Source organism: Petroclostridium sp. X23, assembly GCF_030013905.1.
Lineage (GTDB): Bacteria > Bacillota > Clostridia > SK-Y3 > SK-Y3 > X23.
Genome location: NZ_CP124862.1, coordinates 2,415,314 through 2,433,309 on the forward strand (window position 1 = coordinate 2,415,314; position 17,996 = coordinate 2,433,309).

Genomic DNA, 17,996 nt, shown 5'->3' on the forward strand with positions numbered 1-17,996 from the left:
TACAATCTTAAGGAATTTAAAGATAAATTAATTAAAGCGCTTTTTCATTCCGTTCCCATGTTCTTATTCTTACCGCTCCTTCAACAGGATAAATAAATATCTTGCCATCTCCAATTCGACCTGTTTTGGCCTTTTCGCATATCAGATCAATGAGCGGCTCTACCCTTTCATCCTCCAACACGATCTCGATTTTCATCTTAGGCAGCAAATCAATCTTTACTTCCTGCCCTCTATACATTTCCACTTTACCCTGCTGCATTCCGCATCCCATTACCGGAGATACGGTCATCCCATAGATTCCGAAATCTTTCAACCCATCTTTTACCTCTTCCAGCTTCTCTGGTCTTATAATTGCTTCAACTTTTTTCATAGTTACCTCCAATATCGCATCAGTTCACAGTTCACGGGTTATCGATAACCAACTTCCCGCCGTAAAATGCAAACTGCTAACGTTTTACCTATAATTATTGATTTTTCCTTTATTTATTCTTTATTATTATTTTCATCAGAATCATCGGCCTCTTCGACATTTTGACCTCTTTTTCTGCTAAAGAAAAGGCCTGCTGCAATGATCATTAGAACAAAAGAAATCTGATTCACTACTTCTTCGTTTAATTCAACCCCAAAAACCCCTTGCACTAAACCCATCCCAATCATAATAAAAGCAATAATCAATATGATAATTGTTTTTGTCTTGTCCGTTAGTTTCATTGATATTCTCCTTTTGCCATTTATTTATTCCATGATATACCTAAGTATATTATAAATGCAATATTATTATCAACTTTATTTTATAACGCAGAAACATAAAATGCCCATAGGCTGTATCTATACCTATACAACCTATGGGATCAATTAACATAAAAAAAGATTCATTCATTATTTTTTGCTGTTTTTTGCTTTCTGTCTCTGTAATTTAATCCAATATCCAATTGTTTTAGGGGTGACTTCCAAACCATATACGGATAGTTTTCTTGCAATATCTTTGAACCCAATATGCACATGGTCCCACCACATAATTTCTTTTTTATACTCTTCCAGCCTTTCCAGAGGATAGTCCTTATCTTTATGATTTATAGATCATCCCTCCCTTAACCTTGCTTATGGTTATTGTCATTTCCATAGTAGATTTGTCACATCACCCATAATTAATATAATTTATATTAAAATTCTACATATGTATATTATTTCCTTCTTTTTTTGATATTTTTTCATCGACATCCTTCGACATGTAATAAAATGTGTCCGCATAAAAAAAACTTAACAAATCTATCGGCAACGATCCGTAAGGATCACTGCCGATGCTTGTTAAGGTTTTTTTGATCAAACATAAGATACCGTATACTTTTTACGGGTATTCCAATTTGATAACTTATTTTACTATCCGCCATCAATGGGCATCTTTATTGTCCCCACTGATCGTTGTTTTCATTTTTTCGAATATATATATCCAACGCCCTAATACCTCTATGCGCCAGCTTTATGAACAAGATCAGTGCGTATATTCCTAATCCGATACTTCCCAACCATAATAGAAATACAGGCAGAAATAAAACTCCTCCTATAAGACTGTTCATCACGCCACTCACCTCCGCCGCCTTGCACTATCAAAAAGTCCCTCGCTTGAAAATCGGGTATTATTATCCCATCATTCCTTAATTTCTTAAACTGTGAATCGGTGCAGGAATCCTTCCGCCTCTTTTGATAAATTCATCACTGCTAAACGGATTTACCTTCATAACCGGTCCTGAGCCCAACAGCCCTCCAAATTCCACCATATCTCCGATATCTTTTCCGGGAGCGGGAATCAATCTGACTGCGGTTGTCTTATTATTGATAACACCAATAGCCGCCTCATCAGCGATAATAGCAGATATGGTTGCCGCGCTTGTGCTGCCGGGCACAACGATCATATCCAGACCTACCGAGCATACACATGTCATTGCTTCTAGCTTTTCAATGGACAATGCCCCTTGCTGTACCGCATTAATCATGCCTGCATCTTCGCTCACAGGTATAAAGGCTCCACTTAATCCACCGACATAAGAAGATGCCATGGTACCGCCTTTTTTAACAGCATCATTTAACAGCGCAAGTGCAGCAGTTGTACCATGCGCACCGCATACCTCCAGCCCCATCTCTTCCAATATCAATGCAACGCTGTCTCCAATAGCCGGAGTGGGCGCCAAAGACAAATCTATGATACCAAAGGATACTCCTAACCGTCTTGATGCCTCTTGGGCTACTAACTGACCCATTCTGGTAATCTTAAAAGCGGTTTTCTTGATGGTATCGGCTACAGTACCGAAATCGGCACCCCGCACTTTTTCCAATGCATGTTTTACAACACCCGGTCCGCTTACTCCGACATTAATAACGCATTCCGGTTCACCAACACCATGAAATGCGCCTGCCATGAACGGGTTATCCTCCGGAACATTGGCAAACACAACCAACTTGGCACATCCCAGGCCGCCATCCTGAGCGGTCAGATCCGCAGTCTTTTTTATGATTAAACCCATATCTCTTACTGCATCCATATTGATGCCTGCTTTTGTAGTGGCCACATTCACAGAAGAACACACTTTTTTGGTAGTGCTCAGCGCTTCGGGAATAGACCTTATCAATCTATGGTCCCCCTCAGTAAAACCCTTGTGTACTAATGCCGAAAAACCACCGATGAAATTTACACCTACCGTATCCGCCGCCTTGTCCAATATCTCGGCAAATTTAACATAGTTTTCTTCATCACTGCATTCCGCAATCATAGATATGGGAGTCACTGAGATTCTTTTATTAATGATTGGAATACCGTATTCCTTTTCTATATCTTCCCCAACCTTTACCAAATTGGAAGCCAGGCGGGTGATTTTGTTATATATCTTTTCCCGGGCAATTTTTGCTTCGGAGTGACAGCAATCCCGTAAGGAAATCCCCATGGTAATGGTTCTGATATCAAGGTTTTCCTCCTGGATCATCTTTATAGTTTCAATAACTTCAAATGGACTTATCATGCTTTACCCCCTCTTATATACGGTGCATGGAGTTAAAAATATCTTCGTGCTGAATCCTGATTGACAAGCCAAGCTCCCGCCCTTTTTTCTCCAACTGATCCGAAAGCTTGGAAAAGTCGACTTCCATACTAGAAATATCCACCAACATGATCATTGTAAAAATATCTTGCATAATGGTCTGGGATATATCTAATATGTTAACATTGCAATCAGCCAGTATATTGCTAATCGCTGCAATAATTCCTACTCTATCATTACCTAATACTGTAATTACTGCTCTCATAATGTACAAACCTCCTTCATGGTATATGTATATATACTACTACAAAACAATTATTTTTTCCACAAAAAAATAAGGTTGGATAAACAACCTCATTTTTTCTCTTATTTATTATTCTATTATACTAGCTCACTCATACTTTTTTTGATATTTTCAATTTCTTCTGCAATATTATCCATTGATTGAGAAATGCTATGTGAGTTATCCGAAATATCTACGATGGTGCTGATGATTTGCGTAATATAGCTGTGAAAATCTTTGAGGGTATTATTAATTTGAGTAACCGAGTTTGAGCTGTCATTTGCCAATTTTCTTATTTCATTAGCGACAACAGTAAAACCTTTTCCATGCTCTCCTGACCGTGCCGCTTCAATAGCAGCATTAAGCCCCAACAAGTTTGTTTGATCGGAAATCCTTTTTATGAAGTTTAATATATCATTGGTGTTATTAAGCTTAGACTTGACTGTTTCAGCGTTACCGGACAATGTGTTCAATATGGATGCCTGTTCCTGGGATACTGCCGTCAGCTGCTCAACAGCCGCTGCTACCTGCTGAATACTGGAAAAAACTTGCACAGATGTATTGTTAATCAATTGCGTTTGCATATATTGCTTAATTTGAGAAACAATAAAAAAACAAGCGATTTTAGCAATGGGTCTTACGATAGCGGGATCTCCACTAATTCCTATAACCCCAATGACCCTATCTTCATAAACAACGGATGTATTATATCCCGGCCTTGCTCCTTGAAGCCTTTGCGCTTCTTCTAGTGAAATGGCAATTTCCGGAACCTCTCCTGCCATGATTCTTTTGGCACCTTCATGAATTGTTCCAATACGTTCAACAGAAGTTGACGCGATGATTTCTCCACCATCCCCCATGATATTAATATTACTATTGATTTCAGATGATATTGAAGATATTAGGTCTTTGATAAAATCAATATGATGTAATAAGATATTTTCCATATGTACCCCCCCTATACAGATTACACATTTTTGAACCCACAAATTCCAGCAATGTATTTCGACAGCAAATTTTATGCAATGTGCTATAAAGTATTATACTATAAAAATAGATTTTTTACATCTTTTATAATATAAATATGTATAAATTTATATATTCACAATCCCAATATAACCGATAAAGCTAATGAAACGGTTACCAGGCTAATAACTGTTGTCACTAAAGTCACTGTAGACACCAATTCCGGTTTCGCATCAAACTGGATTGCCAATAATGTTGTAGTTGCGGCTGAAGGTACTGCAGATACTATCATCATTACTTTTGCTGTCAAACTTGTCATTTGAAAAAATAGCGGTATGATTGATAATCCAATTAAAGGGTAGGCAAACAGCCGTAAAAAAACTGCGGTACCGATAAATTTCCAATTTATCGCCGCTTTAACCCTTCCCAATTGTATACCCAATACGACCAGCAATGTCGGAATAGCCGCCTGGCCCATCAATTGTACCGGCCTCAATACTGCTTCAGGAAGATCAACGCTGAAAAACCGCATGATCATTGCTACCAATAATGCAATGAAACCCGGCATTTTAATAACATCTTTTAGAGATGCAAAAAAATTATTATTGCTGTTTGATGCAAAATATACTCCTGCTGAGTTCATCAAAAATGATTGGAATACCGAAAATATAATCGCACGCTCAAAGCCGGCCTGCTGAAATGCAAACAAAATAATGGGCAAACCATAATTGCCGCTGTTAGGAAATGCCGTACTTAAGAATAAAGCACTTCTAAGCTGCGGAGGATATTTTAATACAAAAGTACTGATAAGATATACTATTGCTACAAATAAAGCAAATAGTAAAGCAGCGTAACCCAATATTTTCACAATCTCATCATTGTTTACTTCCGCGGTAAGCATAGAGTTAAAATAGAGAGCCGGTGTAAATATATATAATGCTAATTTAGATGAAGGCTTTATATCCAGATCGGTAAAGCGCCCAAAAAGAAATCCTATTAATATTACAGCGAAAACAGGAAAAACTACATTAAAAAGTACCATAAGCATATCCCCCATAATAATAAACAATGTTGGAAATTATAACATATAATTTCCAACATTGCAATATTACTCAAAATCATTTATAATTTGGTTCTATATATAACGCATTAAAGTTTTTACATTGGCAAACGGTTTTGGGGCGGTGTATGTGTCCTTCAGAGACGCGCCCAAACTCACTTCGTTCAAACAGTGGACGGTCTCTTACGGAAACACACACCGCCCCAAACCTATCGTTACTGTAATTTCTTTAATGCGTTATATATTCTTATGGTCTAAACACAATTTTAATAGCGGCGTCATCTTTATCAGCCAGATCAAAGCCTTCTTTGATATCATTCAATTTAAACTCATTGGTAATCAGCGATTTAACATCAATATGCCCTTGAATCACCGGTTTTAATGTTTCCGGAGTCCATACGCGTCTTTCCCTCCAAGTATGGTGCACCAGACATGTATTGATAAACTGCAATCCGTCATCATGCCATCTGCTGATATTTAAAGTAATGGGCTGTGTAACCCAGCTATAGAATACAAATTTTCCATTATGCTTAATCATTTCCGTTGCGGCATTAAAAGAACTTTCACTGCCTGCCGCTTCAACAACCACATCGGCACCACGACCATTGGTTAATTCTTTTACGATTTCCACAGGATCCTCTTTTTGGAGATTGATCGTAATATCTGTCCCTAGCTTTTTAGCCAACTCCAGCTTTCCATCCAATACATCAACCACAACTACCTTATCTGCTCCCTTTTTCTTGGCACATTGCGCAATGATCTGTCCCGCAAATCCTCCGCCCATGACTACAACAAAATCACCAAGCTGAACCCCGGAATTCATACCCGAATACATTGCACATGCAGTAGGTTCACCCAGACTTGCGATATCCATATCAAGACCTTCAGGCACCGGTTGAAGCTGCCATGTTTTTGATACAAAGTAATCGGCATAATTGTTATTCCAACCAAAAGCCATTACTTGATCTCCCACTTTATATTCTGTAACTTTGGAACCTACTTCTACAATCGTCCCTCCACTTTCATGACCCAAATAAAATGGAAATTTGGGTTCTTGCCGGAATTCCGCCGTTTTTGGAGGCATTTGCCCTCGGTAAAAATTTTTATCGGACCCGCAAATCCCCATTAAATGGTTTTTTACGATTACCTCATCTTCCCCGCATACCAATTCTTTTTCGATTAATCCAATATCATATGCTCCTTTTAATAGTGCTGCTCTTGTTTTTATTGACATGATTTTCCCCTTTCTTTTCTTACGAAAAATTAACATTTTTTTAGACAGCCAAAGGTTGTTTGATTAAATCAAACCAATTATATTAAGTATGAACACAGCAATAAATGATGCGATACCACTGGCTGCTGTTGCTCCACCTATAGACCTTAATGCTTGCGGAAGGTTCATATTGGACAAACTGGCAGTCACCCAAAATCCGCTGCTATTGGTATGTTTAAATATCTGTGCACCGGATGCACATGCTAAAAATGTTGCTAGTGCTGAAATATCAAGGTTTGGAAGCAATGGCTGCATAATGGCTGCTCCTGTCATAACACCAAGTGTGTTGGAACCTGTAATGGTATTTACAACAGCACTGATTATAAATGGGATGAACAGCGGAGGAATACCGCTTTTTCCAATTGCGTCCGCAAGTTGTTCTGCAACTTTTGCGTCTTTAATCAGCAGTGCCAGCGCTCCACCAAGACCGGTAACAATGATGGGCATAGCAGACATCTTTAATCCGTCTTCTACCCAATCATTTAAGACTTTTTTGCTTTTCCATTCTTTTCCTGTCAATATCAATGAAAAAATAACACCTATCAACAACGCTACCAGCGGCGAACCCACAAATCCAAATGCCTTTGCAAGCGGCGCTTCTTTATCTACCGCATTTAACATGGAAGAAACCATAATCAATACAATAGGAATGATAATGGGTAAATAGGATACAAATAAGCCCGGAAGTTTTGCGGGATCAGTAATGTTTTTCGCAGTCTTAATAAACTCTTCTTTAGGATCTATATGGAATTTCAAAGTTTTACAGTAAAGGGTTGCAGCAATGACAGCAGGAACCGAAACCACTATTCCCCATAGGATCGCTTGTCCCAGATCTACTCCAAGAAGCGCTGCTGCTGCAAGCGGACCCGGGGTAGGAGGTACTAATGAATGGGTAATATATGCACCAAGATAAAGCACCGTACCGAATTGTGCCATAGATGCTCCGGTCTGAAGCGCTAATGTCGAAACAACCGGCATAAGAACAATCACAACAGAATCAGCAAAAACCGGTATCCCTAGAATAGCAGAACTGACTACAATTGCCCAAATTACATTTTTCTTTCCGAATATTTTCAGTGTAGAGTTTGTTATGCTTACTGCTGCTCCTGTTTCTTCCAATACCTTACCAAGTAAACAACCAAGCAAGATAACAATACCAATATCTCCAATGGTCTTACCAAAACCGCTTTGCACCGTTTTTACGATTGCCGGCGGGTCGATTCCTATTACCACACCCAAACCCAAAACAATAATAAGGATAGCCATAGCTGCATGAACCTTAAATTTAGAGATAGCCAATACCATTAATACGATGGCAATAATAAATGCAATAATAATACCTGTACTTGTCATTAAAAGCTCCCCCTTTTATTTTTTGATAATATATTGCAACTCTCTAAAACAGAAAACTGTGTAAAATGCTTGATCACTTAGCAATGCGCCTCAAGTGGTCTTTTATGCATCCATCATGCCGGTACCAAGCATGACAAACGAATTCACCGCTGCCAGGTCACATTGTTCTACTAAAAAATCAAAATTTACTCAAATCTCCTATCGAGAGGGATAGCTAATCTCTTTCTGACTCACCTCACATCTATTACTTTTTGCAAATATGATGCCAAAAAACAAACCTCCTTAGAAATAAGAAAAATCCGGTTTCTAAGAAGGTTTCAAAGTATGATCCCATTACTTCCCTTTACTAATGCGTTTCAATCGAAACGTTCTTCCGTAACATAGTTTCATTTGGAACGTTACATATCTAACTCTTTCAATTTTCTCCATAAAGTTGTCCTGCTGATTCCGAGAATCCTGGCTGCTTCCGCCTTATTATTATCGGTCTGCTGCAATAATACAGTCATTTCCTTTTTATCAATATCACAAAGCCTTTGCCGAATATGTACCCTCTCTGCAGCTTTCACATTCGATTTCTCAGACAGAGCATATATCAAGTCATCCACCTCAATGACTCTTTTCACACTATCGGTATTTATTCTAACATCTACTGTTAATACTGCCAGTCTTTCAACAATATTCTTTAATTCACGTATATTCCCCGGCCATTCATATTCGATAAGAAGGTTTTGTGCATCAGGTGTAATGCAATGTATATTTTTCCTAAATTTCTCATTATATCTATTCAGAAAATACTCTATGAGCGGTAAGATATCCTCTTTTCTATCCCTGAGACAAGGAACATTGATTTTCAACACATCTAAGCGGTACAAAAGATCCTGGCGGAACTTTCCCTCTGCTACCATCTTCCTTAGATTTCTATTTGTAGCGCTGATGATTCTTACATCTACAGGAATAATTCTATCGTCTCCTAACCGCATAATCTCGCGCTCCTGCAAAACCCGCAACATCCTGCCCTGCAAATCCAGAGAAATTTCCGAGACTTCATCAAGAAATATGGTACCTTTATGTGCCAATTCAAATAGGCCTGCTTTTCCGCCTTTTGCGGCACCGGTAAACGCCCCTTCGACATATCCGAAAAGCTCACTCTCCAATAAACTTGGAGGAAGCGCTGCACAGTTTACTGCAACAAAAGGACCTATACTCCTATTACTTGAATTATGAATGCTTTGAGCCACTAGCTCTTTCCCCGTACCCGTTTCACCGATGATTAAGATATTTGAATCCACCTTACTGAATTTTTCAGCGTCATACAATGTTTCTCTAATAGACTGGCTCTTTCCGATAATATCACTAAAAAAATATTTTGCGATCAGTCCCTTATGATGGATCTTTTTTCTGATCTGCCCTTCCAGTTCCTGAATCTTTGTAATATCTTGAAAAGTGGCTACCGCACCTATCACTTGCTCTTCTATTTTGATAGGCACTCGATTTGCAGCCACTACAACTTTTTGTATTTTTTGCAAAGCCCCCAATTCTTCTGCTCCTCTTTCAAGTACTTCCATCAATCCTGTATTGGGTATGACTTCCGTGATATGCCTGCCCACGATTGTCCGATTTTCCGAACTTGTTATTTTTTGTGCCGATTTATTAAACACAGTAACATATCCCTCTTTATCGACAGCCACAATCCCTTCATGTGCATAATCCATAATGATCTTGATACGTTCTGTTTTTTCCCGTTCCTGCTGTGCAATAGTTGCTGTCCTAACCGCTTCTTCCAGCGCTTGACGAATTGCTTCCCTTCCCGACTCGATCAATACGGTATTCACATTTTTAGAAGCAGCTATTTTGATGGTCATGACACCTCCTATAATTGCATCGGCTTTTGACATCAAAGCCCGGTCTACACAATACTCAGCATCATCTTCTTTTTCAACCGTATAACACTCTATATCAACTCCCAATATTTCTTGGAGACTTTGTGCGCCATAGATCATATTTGTTGAACCGATAATAGCTACTTTGCTAGGATTAAATTTCTTCTTGCATTGATCTACTGCTCTGATTACATCATATCCGGTAACCGGCAGTTCAATAACAGGAATACTATTTTGAAAGTCTCTAATTGCCGATGCCGTTACTCCTCTGGCAATAATCCCATCACAGTGAAAATTCAGATTGCTTACTACTTTTGCACCTACAGCACTGATAATCTTATACTTTATGTCCGGGTGGTTATATTCGTTAAACACTTCTGTTGCCAACTGTTCCAACTCCTGATATGGAGCGACAAAAGTAATTTTAATCATATTTCCTCCTCATTCAACGCTATATACATCATCTGCTAAAACCCGCTTATAAAAAGAACACACAGATATGTGAACCAAATTACAATATATAAATTATATCATTTGGTTTGAGCATATTTCAATGTTAAGAAAAAGCCGCAAAGTGATTTACACCACCTTGCAGCTCTGATTACGAAATTCAGGCCATATTAAATGCATTAAAGATTTTACATAGAATATATTGCTTTTATACAAGTCAAGTTAACTCATTATACTTATCAATGGCCTTTTGGCCGACATCCTTATTCTTTTTAAGCAATAAAGAAAAATATTTCTTAGTATCCCCACCAAAAGGAAGCTTACGACCCAATGCAATAACCTCAAATGTCTCCCTTGCTCTATTTGCAATAAAATCGTGCTCTCCACTTTTATTAAACCGCTGAGAAACTATAATTGATACCGCTAATCCTTCTGCCACGCTGTCCATATCATATTCTTTTTTCACTGTTTGCGCTATATCATCCCATTTTTCAGGATAAATGCAGATTCCCTGCTCATCAATATTCTTCATGGTTTCTTTCAAAAAACCAATCATGCACTTTCTTCCTGCACATTTTCCACATTTTATCTTTCCCAGACAAATGTTTTCCACAGCCTGCCGAACTTTATGCACATGCTCGTAAAGCTCTTCCGCTGTCTTCTTATAAACAGATACTCTTCCTCTTTTTACGGTCTTAAGAGAAGGTCTTAACAGCAGCCATATACTGATTAGTAAAATAGCAAAAAATGCTGTATTATTGAAGATAGTAATATATTGTGGCGGAACAACCTCCAACAATGCCACACTTCCAAAGAAAATAAAAATTAACCCTGAAACGATTTTTATAGCTAATTCAGGAACTCTCTTTCCAAGCTTGCTGCCTACAAATATACCCATGCCACTTGTAGCTAGCATTCCTAGTACTGTTCCTATTAAGATAAATGCGGGATATTGTGCTGTTGTAGACAATGTAATTGCCGCAAGTTGTGTTTTATCACCCAACTCACCTATAAAGAACGCAAGCGCTACAGTTACAACAGGCCCATATTTATCTTTCGAGTCTTCCTCTTCCTCGTCTTCTCCACCTTTCAAAGTCCATAATCCGAAGATAATAAATGCACAAGCAGCAATAAAACGAACAATATCCAACGGTATTATACTGGACATATACATCCCTAATATCACCGCTATACCATGATTCAGTAAAGAACCGATGAATACTCCCAACAAAACCTGTTGCACTTTATACTTTGTCGCAAAAGCCATTGCAAGGATTTGCGTCTTATCTCCCATCTCTGCCATAAATATTAATAAAAATGCCTTTACAAGTTCCTGAATCATTGCCTTCTCCTTCGTGTCCTTATATAATCTCTTCAGTAACTCTTAGCTTGATATCAATACGGCAAAGATTGTACATTGAAGAAATTCTATCTATATGCTTAGTTTATTTAAATCATTTGAATCTGTTCTTTGTTCCCCTACCAGCCCTACCAAATTATATATTTTGGAAATAGGATCAAACTTATACTCTTTCAGCAAACGGAAATTTTCAATCTCTCCTGCATTTCTAACATGAATTCTTGGACCGGTACAATGGTATCGCTCTTCATCTCCAATACGGATATGATTATCATCAAGATAACATATATCTATCTCATTTTCAATATAATCCAGCACCTTTTTTTCCACTTCATAAATATCCATATCCGGCTTTTCACTAAACTCCAGCACGAATCCATGCTTAACATCTCCGTGATCCGGAGGATGCGTTAAGCCGTATTCCTGCTCCAATACTTTAGATGTGAGATCTTCTGCAGTATGTGCCATTTTTCTATATCTAATAGATTTAAATACGATATCTGCAATATCTTGGGGCTGTGGGCCAAATATATTCGGGCGTGTTACAATCACTTCTTCTCCTATCCCTACAAGCACTTCCGCATTCAAACCAAGATATGGATATATTAAATCAAAATGCTCAACAATCACTCTTTTATCTTGGTTTACAGCTTTTTTAACCGCATCCACCAATACATGCATTTGTGTAAATGCCGACTCAAACCGGACATCCATATGATAAGTATGACTGCTAAAGAAGCCTCTATCAATATTCTTCAATAAAGGCAGCGGACGCATATTAATCCCTTCATCATCATTGGTAAGTTCAAGCCCCGGGAACATCCCTTTAATGAGCAGAGATTTGCCCGCGCCTGCATCTCCAATAAAACCAATTAACTTGTCAAAAGGACTTAAATGCCGCTGAGCAAGCTGATGGCCAAGTCCATATAACCTTTTTTTCCCTCTGGGAGCAAAATATACAGCATACATTAATGCTTCATGTGCCACAGAAACCGCCATCTTACCACACCTTTCTTTTTAATGTACAATAGACGATATTAATGTACAATGGACAATGTACAATGTACAATATATTTTAGATTGAACATGAGTGTTTTGATCATAGCATGTGATAAAGTCGAATTTAGTACATAGAGAAAATCGAACTTGGGGACTGTCCACATGTTTGATTTTCGAACGATTAAGCACTTCTTTACATCCCACTATAGATAAACTGGTAAGGACAGAAAACGCTATCCGCCCGTATATACTATAAGATCGTATATACGGGCGGACAGAGTCGTCCGCCCCTACCATACAGATACAAAATATGTTCACCATACTTGACCATTATTTCCCGCGCTTTCCTGTTCATTGGCCACAGTACATCTTTCATTATTCACTGTCCATTATTCGTTATTCACTATTCACTATTCACTATTCACTATTCGTTATTCACTATTCATTATTCACTATTCACTATTCACTATTCATTGTCCATTAATAAATTAAACGTCAAACTCCAAATTTAACAATGGCGCATGCTGCTGGGCACCGTACACATCCGTTTCTCCCAACTCGCCTGACGCTATAGGTCTTACAATAGTTGCTTTTATTGCTTTTGCAGGCTTAAACTCAATGACATTTATCACGTTTTCAACAGGTATATTATATAAATTTGCAATAAGCTGCTCATTAATATATCTCTCTGTACAGAATATATTAAAAACATTCCAATCCTTAAAAATAATATCAAAGGTCAATTCATAGGGACCTGAATTTTTACTTCTAATTACTTCTGCAATCTCAGTAAGCTTAGTCTTCAAAGCCAACCCTCCCTCCTGCTATTTCGATGTTTATAGAAAATAACTCTGCTCCATCTTGAACTTCCATTAAATGATATATGCTGAAGTTATATACTTCTCCTGCCTTAAAGTCAGATGGAGAATAAGGAAATGCCAAATTACCTGCCGTGGAGATTCTTCCTTTGTATCCATAGTGAAGCATGGTAGACCTTGCAAAACTGCATATCGTATTTGCAGTATCCTGTTTATCCGCTACCACTTCTATAACGATACCCAGTTCATAACTGCTGATAGCGTTATTAGGCTCCAATGAACCCATTACGCCATTTCTTCCATATACCTTAAAATCTAAATAATATTCCATATCTGCGCCGCTAAAATTATCATCCACTCTTTCGCGAACACCTTGAATGATTTCATCTATTTGTGAAATCATAACCGGGTCACGTGTGCCTGCAATAGAAACTGTTCTATAACCGATTTTTTTAACGCCTTCCAGCTTCACTGTATATTGATCAGCAGGAATAAATCTACTACCGCTTACCTTTACCATGTTCTCTGTTTCTTGCTCGAACTTCGTTCCGGTAAGGTCCAGTATGCCCCCGGGGCCTGGTAAAATATACGGATTTGTTTTTTCATATAAAGTATGTGCGGCTACCGACAACGTCGTACACTTACGTATGGGATTCAGCGGTTCCACCTTGAAATAATCGTCTCCAAGGTACCCGAACATACAGTCACTGCCGCTGCCCGGTGTAGCCGCTATGCAAGCACATTCAAGAATTTTGCCCAGATGTATGGCTAATCCTCTGTCATACCCTTTGTAAACCGGCAACGCGGCAAAAACAGCAGGATCATATGCTCTACCGGCCACAATCACCTGTACTTCCTGTTCTAATGCCTTTATAAAAGGTTCCATGCCCATTTGCCCGACAACCCTCTCAGTTTCTTGCAATTCCTCTTTTGTAAGTTGGGGTGCAGGATGAAGTGGTGTTACTATTCCTTTATCTAATCTTTCTGCTACCAATTCTTTATCTATTTCCGCATCAATCGAGGCCATCTTAAATCGGAGTCCTTTTTCCCGCGCAATCTCCTTAATGATGCTTACAGTCCAGTTTAAATGCGGCGCTCCCCCGCTGCCGCCGGCAGTTCCGATAATCACCGGAATACCTTCTTCAACCGCCGCGGCAAGCATAATTTCCAAATCTCTCTTTACAGCGCTTCTGTCAGTAAAAGATACACCCGCTCCTAGATAATAAGGCCCCGGGTCAGTCGACCCCGCATCTACAGCGATAACATGAGGATGCCTTTTCATACCTTCTTCAAAGGATTTCACCGGAAATCCGTAGCCTAATATGGCTGTTGGTGATAAAATTCTTAATTCTTCCAACTTATTCTCTCCCTTTCCATATAAATATTGATCTATATTATCATTAACTTCTTTTTGTCAGTGCAAGAATTCTTTGCATTTCGTTATATACAATCATAAATCCCTCATCCACACCCATTCCGGGTTTTGCTAACATCTGATCAGGCTGTGCAGCCATGGCAATATGTACGCACACCTGAGCCGAACGGTCAGTTTCATTACAGGTTCCTCCTTGATATGCGCCCACACCTTTCTCTTTACAGTATAGTACTGCTTCAATGATATTATTAATACCGCCTAAATCGGGTGTTTTTATTTGTATCATATGTCCGGCTCTATGATCGGCAAAATATTTGATATCTTCTAAAGTATTGCACCATTCGTCCGCAACGATCTGAACATCTATTTTATTCTCATCTACCAAACGGGTTAATTCCTGCAGCGCAATCATTTGTCCTTCTCTTTCCTCTACATCTATCGGGCCTTCTATTCGAAGTTGAAAAGGATAAGCCGCTTTTTCAAGCTGTTTGAAATACTCCACCATTCTGCTATAATCATTATTAAAAGCAAGCCCTATTGTTCCATAGACATCAATATGCAATACCGGCTGATAGTCATGATCCGGCTTTAGCGTCATCACTCTGTCCCTTAACCATTCTACATACTTTAACAGCAGTTCACCATTTTCCCCAAGCTTTGTCTTCACATGATTAATCAAACCATGGGGCAGCACATCCGCCCTTTTTATAATCATTTTGTCAACATTACTATACCGTTCGTCACCGGATTGAGAAAAAATCGGGATCTCTTCTTTAGACACTTGAGTACCATATTCTTCAGCAACCACTTCTGCCATAAGTTTTTTCTTGCTTTTAGCAACCGCATCCAATACCGCCTGTGTAATCCCATAACGAAGTGCTGTGTGTATCCTTTTTCCAGTACCGGGATTGACAAAACTGTCAATCTCTTGCGCCAAATCCTTGAAACTTCTTAATTCTCGACCCCTTAATATCGGGGCAATATACTTCTCTATAACCGGTATAAAATCTTGCGCTAAAAACAGCGAGTCCCGTCCTCCTGCTCCGGAATACTGCACCGCCGCACAGTCTCCATAAGCAACCTGCCCATCTTCCAGAATAAGCATTACCGAAATAGACTCCCCGGCCTGTCTTATTGCTGTAAACCCCTTTGTCACCGGTGACCCTAAATAAGTCGCCCCATCAGGCACCGCATCCTTCTTAATCGCCCTTTGATCATCAAAGAAAAAACCGGTCCTCCCCTTCGAACAAACAACATCTACTATCCTCATAACCTATCTCCCATCATATAAATCCTATAATTTAATCCTTCTGCGTGCTAAATCGGACTTTTTCAGCGATCTCAAACCGTCCCATGTAACCTTCGTTTTACCGACTAAATTAGATATTTTCAAGCTTTTCATTGTCCATTGTACATTGTCCATTACTCACTATTCACTATTCACTATTCACTATTCACTATTCACTATTCACTGTCCTATCTCGGTCTTCCCACCAATCTTCCCTTTCCAATCGCATAGATATCATCTATCACCATCTGGAAGCTGACATCCCTCTTCTCAAACCGTGCTCTTTCTTCAATTTTTTCTTTATGGAAGTCTATGATATCTTTACTAAACGGAAGATTCCCGCAATCCAGCAAACGAACCGCACCATCATTGTCTCTTGCAGGCAAGATTTTTCCCAGGTTATATTTACTAGGTGCAAAAGGTACGTCAATGACGCCCGCTTCAAATGCCCTTATAATTCCTATTGCAATATCTCCTTCACCCAGTTCAAGCATCTTATCCATGATATTACGGGTTTCTGCCATAATGATGTTCATTTCACTTTCCAATTCATGGGTAAGCGGCATCCTTTGGTCAACCAGCATGGTCACCAACTGCCGGGTTGTCTTTAGCCCGTCGGCATTTGCTTCCTTGGTAGGGATCCCCATCGCTTCATGAGGTGTTTTTACAATCACCTTTGTAGCTCCTGCCAGCGCTGCGGCAGCAGCCCCCCATGAAATCACACCAAAAGCCTTTGCTTCGTCCTGCGGAAAACCTCCCATCCACTGGTGCAGTACCGTAGTAACGAATACATCACCATATCCGTATTTCTTCAAATACTCTTCCGTTAATACTTCTAATGTACGTATTGCCGCTACATCTTGAAGCAAATTGCCGCACTGCCCGTATCCGACAGTGATATTCTTTACTCCCTGTTCAGCTGCCAATAAGCTTTCTACGATGGCAACCGAATGAGAAATACACGGCGGCACCAAAGTCCCTGTTAGCGGGCCGAAAGGTTCTCTATTAATAGAAACCCCTGCCTCCTCATACATACCGATTAATCGGTCCGCATACTGCCAATCGTAAATCGTCTTTTCCAACGAAACACTTTTGGCATAAGGGATATTATAAGAGATACCTCCACCTTCATACGCCGTAAACCCTCCGGCAATAGATATCTCGGTTAGCAGTCTTGCGTCAGGCGTTCCGTGGCGTACCTGAACCGGTACATTTAAAGCCTCATTTACCATTCTACATGTTTCAATGCCATGATTGACCGCCGGAAATCCATTTAGAAGAGATCTCTTTGCATTCCTGCTTTCAACAATACCATTTTCAGCTTCTTGATATCGATTCTGTCTGGTGTAACTATCAATAGTAGTAGGAAGCAAATCTGCTTCCCCATGCGTCTCCAGGTACTGCAGCAATTGTATATGCTCATCTACCAATGCAACTCCTGCACGAGGCTGAATAAGTGTAGTTCCTTTTTCTTTTGCTTTCTTCAACTTCTTAGAGAACACCTTTTGAGAAGGTATTTTTTTATGGTAATCTATTGCATCTTGAAAATTTACATTTTTTCCTGTAGGCCACTGCTGCAGCACTTCCTGCTGAATCTCTCTGAATATGCACTCATCTAGTTTTTTGTTCCTAAGTTCCATGTTATCAACTCCAATCTTTTTAGTGGGGAGTGAGGAGTGGATAGCGGGGAGGGAATCTTCCACTCTGCTCCAAAATAGAATCTACTTCTATAAACGAACATTAGCTTCATTATCTGGGAATTTGGATATAGAATAATTCTATTCTAACTTTGCTTTTGACTCTCTATACGGCACTAATAAGTTTATATTAGCTTTTTCTTCTATTTTATAAAAATGTCC

General features: G+C 39.2%; 17 protein-coding genes. All 17 read right to left on the bottom strand.

What is annotated here, in order from left to right:
• Window positions 1-31: 31 nt before the first annotated feature.
• The 17 genes from QKW49_RS11465 to QKW49_RS11545 all read right to left on the bottom strand — a co-directional run bounded on the left by QKW49_RS11465 (window position 32) and on the right by QKW49_RS11545 (window position 17,777).
• Window positions 32-370, bottom strand: a complete 339-nt coding sequence (locus tag QKW49_RS11465; RefSeq protein ID WP_282867668.1) for a P-II family nitrogen regulator — start codon at window positions 368-370, stop codon at window positions 32-34.
• A gap of 113 nt (window positions 371-483) precedes the next feature.
• Entirely contained in the window at window positions 484-711 is a 228-nt protein-coding gene (locus QKW49_RS11470) for a hypothetical protein (RefSeq protein WP_282867669.1), read from the bottom strand.
• A 168-nt stretch (window positions 712-879) separates the two neighbouring features.
• Window positions 880-1,002: a hypothetical protein gene (locus QKW49_RS11475; protein ID WP_282867670.1), complete on the bottom strand. Its 123-nt coding sequence runs from the start codon at window positions 1,000-1,002 to the stop codon at window positions 880-882.
• Between the two features lie 401 nt (window positions 1,003-1,403).
• Entirely contained in the window at window positions 1,404-1,580 is a 177-nt protein-coding gene (locus QKW49_RS11480) for a hypothetical protein (protein ID WP_282868243.1), read from the bottom strand.
• Window positions 1,581-1,655: 75 nt separating this feature from the next.
• Window positions 1,656-3,014, bottom strand: a complete 1,359-nt coding sequence (locus tag QKW49_RS11485; RefSeq protein ID WP_282867671.1) for a PFL family protein — start codon at window positions 3,012-3,014, stop codon at window positions 1,656-1,658.
• A gap of 13 nt (window positions 3,015-3,027) precedes the next feature.
• Window positions 3,028-3,297 (bottom strand): ACT domain-containing protein, encoded by a 270-nt coding sequence (locus tag QKW49_RS11490; RefSeq protein WP_282867672.1) that lies wholly within the window; start codon window positions 3,295-3,297, stop codon window positions 3,028-3,030.
• Between the two features lie 116 nt (window positions 3,298-3,413).
• Window positions 3,414-4,262, bottom strand: a complete 849-nt coding sequence (locus QKW49_RS11495) for a sugar diacid recognition domain-containing protein (RefSeq protein WP_282867673.1) — start codon at window positions 4,260-4,262, stop codon at window positions 3,414-3,416.
• A gap of 155 nt (window positions 4,263-4,417) precedes the next feature.
• On the bottom strand, window positions 4,418-5,323 hold the full coding sequence (locus QKW49_RS11500; RefSeq protein ID WP_282867674.1) for an AEC family transporter: 906 nt from the start codon (window positions 5,321-5,323) through the stop codon (window positions 4,418-4,420).
• A gap of 265 nt (window positions 5,324-5,588) precedes the next feature.
• A complete protein-coding gene (locus QKW49_RS11505) occupies window positions 5,589-6,575 on the bottom strand; it encodes a zinc-binding dehydrogenase (RefSeq protein WP_282867675.1) in 987 nt (328 codons plus the stop codon).
• Window positions 6,576-6,638: 63 nt separating this feature from the next.
• Window positions 6,639-7,967, bottom strand: coding sequence for a Na+/H+ antiporter NhaC family protein (locus QKW49_RS11510; protein WP_282867676.1), 1,329 nt, complete (start codon window positions 7,965-7,967; stop codon window positions 6,639-6,641).
• A gap of 398 nt (window positions 7,968-8,365) precedes the next feature.
• On the bottom strand, window positions 8,366-10,279 hold the full coding sequence (locus QKW49_RS11515) for a sigma 54-interacting transcriptional regulator (RefSeq protein WP_282867677.1): 1,914 nt from the start codon (window positions 10,277-10,279) through the stop codon (window positions 8,366-8,368).
• 235 nt (window positions 10,280-10,514) lie between these two features.
• Window positions 10,515-11,639 (bottom strand): TMEM165/GDT1 family protein, encoded by a 1,125-nt coding sequence (locus QKW49_RS11520; protein WP_282867678.1) that lies wholly within the window; start codon window positions 11,637-11,639, stop codon window positions 10,515-10,517.
• A gap of 90 nt (window positions 11,640-11,729) precedes the next feature.
• The gene (locus QKW49_RS11525; protein WP_282867679.1) at window positions 11,730-12,656 is read right to left on the bottom strand and encodes an alanine-tRNA synthetase second additional domain-containing protein; all 927 of its coding nucleotides are present in this window, start codon (window positions 12,654-12,656) and stop codon (window positions 11,730-11,732) included.
• A gap of 488 nt (window positions 12,657-13,144) precedes the next feature.
• Entirely contained in the window at window positions 13,145-13,462 is a 318-nt protein-coding gene (locus QKW49_RS11530; protein WP_349239107.1) for a DUF4387 domain-containing protein, read from the bottom strand.
• A complete protein-coding gene (locus QKW49_RS11535) occupies window positions 13,452-14,831 on the bottom strand; it encodes an acyclic terpene utilization AtuA family protein (protein WP_282867681.1) in 1,380 nt (459 codons plus the stop codon). The genes QKW49_RS11530 and QKW49_RS11535 overlap by 11 nt, the downstream gene beginning before the upstream one ends.
• 43 nt (window positions 14,832-14,874) lie before the next feature.
• Window positions 14,875-16,119 carry a methylaspartate ammonia-lyase gene (locus tag QKW49_RS11540; protein WP_282867682.1) on the bottom strand — a complete coding sequence of 415 codons (1,245 nt, stop codon included), beginning with the start codon at window positions 16,117-16,119 and terminating at the stop codon, window positions 14,875-14,877.
• 206 nt (window positions 16,120-16,325) lie between these two features.
• Window positions 16,326-17,777 carry a methylaspartate mutase subunit E gene (locus QKW49_RS11545; protein WP_282867683.1) on the bottom strand — a complete coding sequence of 484 codons (1,452 nt, stop codon included), beginning with the start codon at window positions 17,775-17,777 and terminating at the stop codon, window positions 16,326-16,328.
• Window positions 17,778-17,996: the final 219 nt, after the last annotated feature.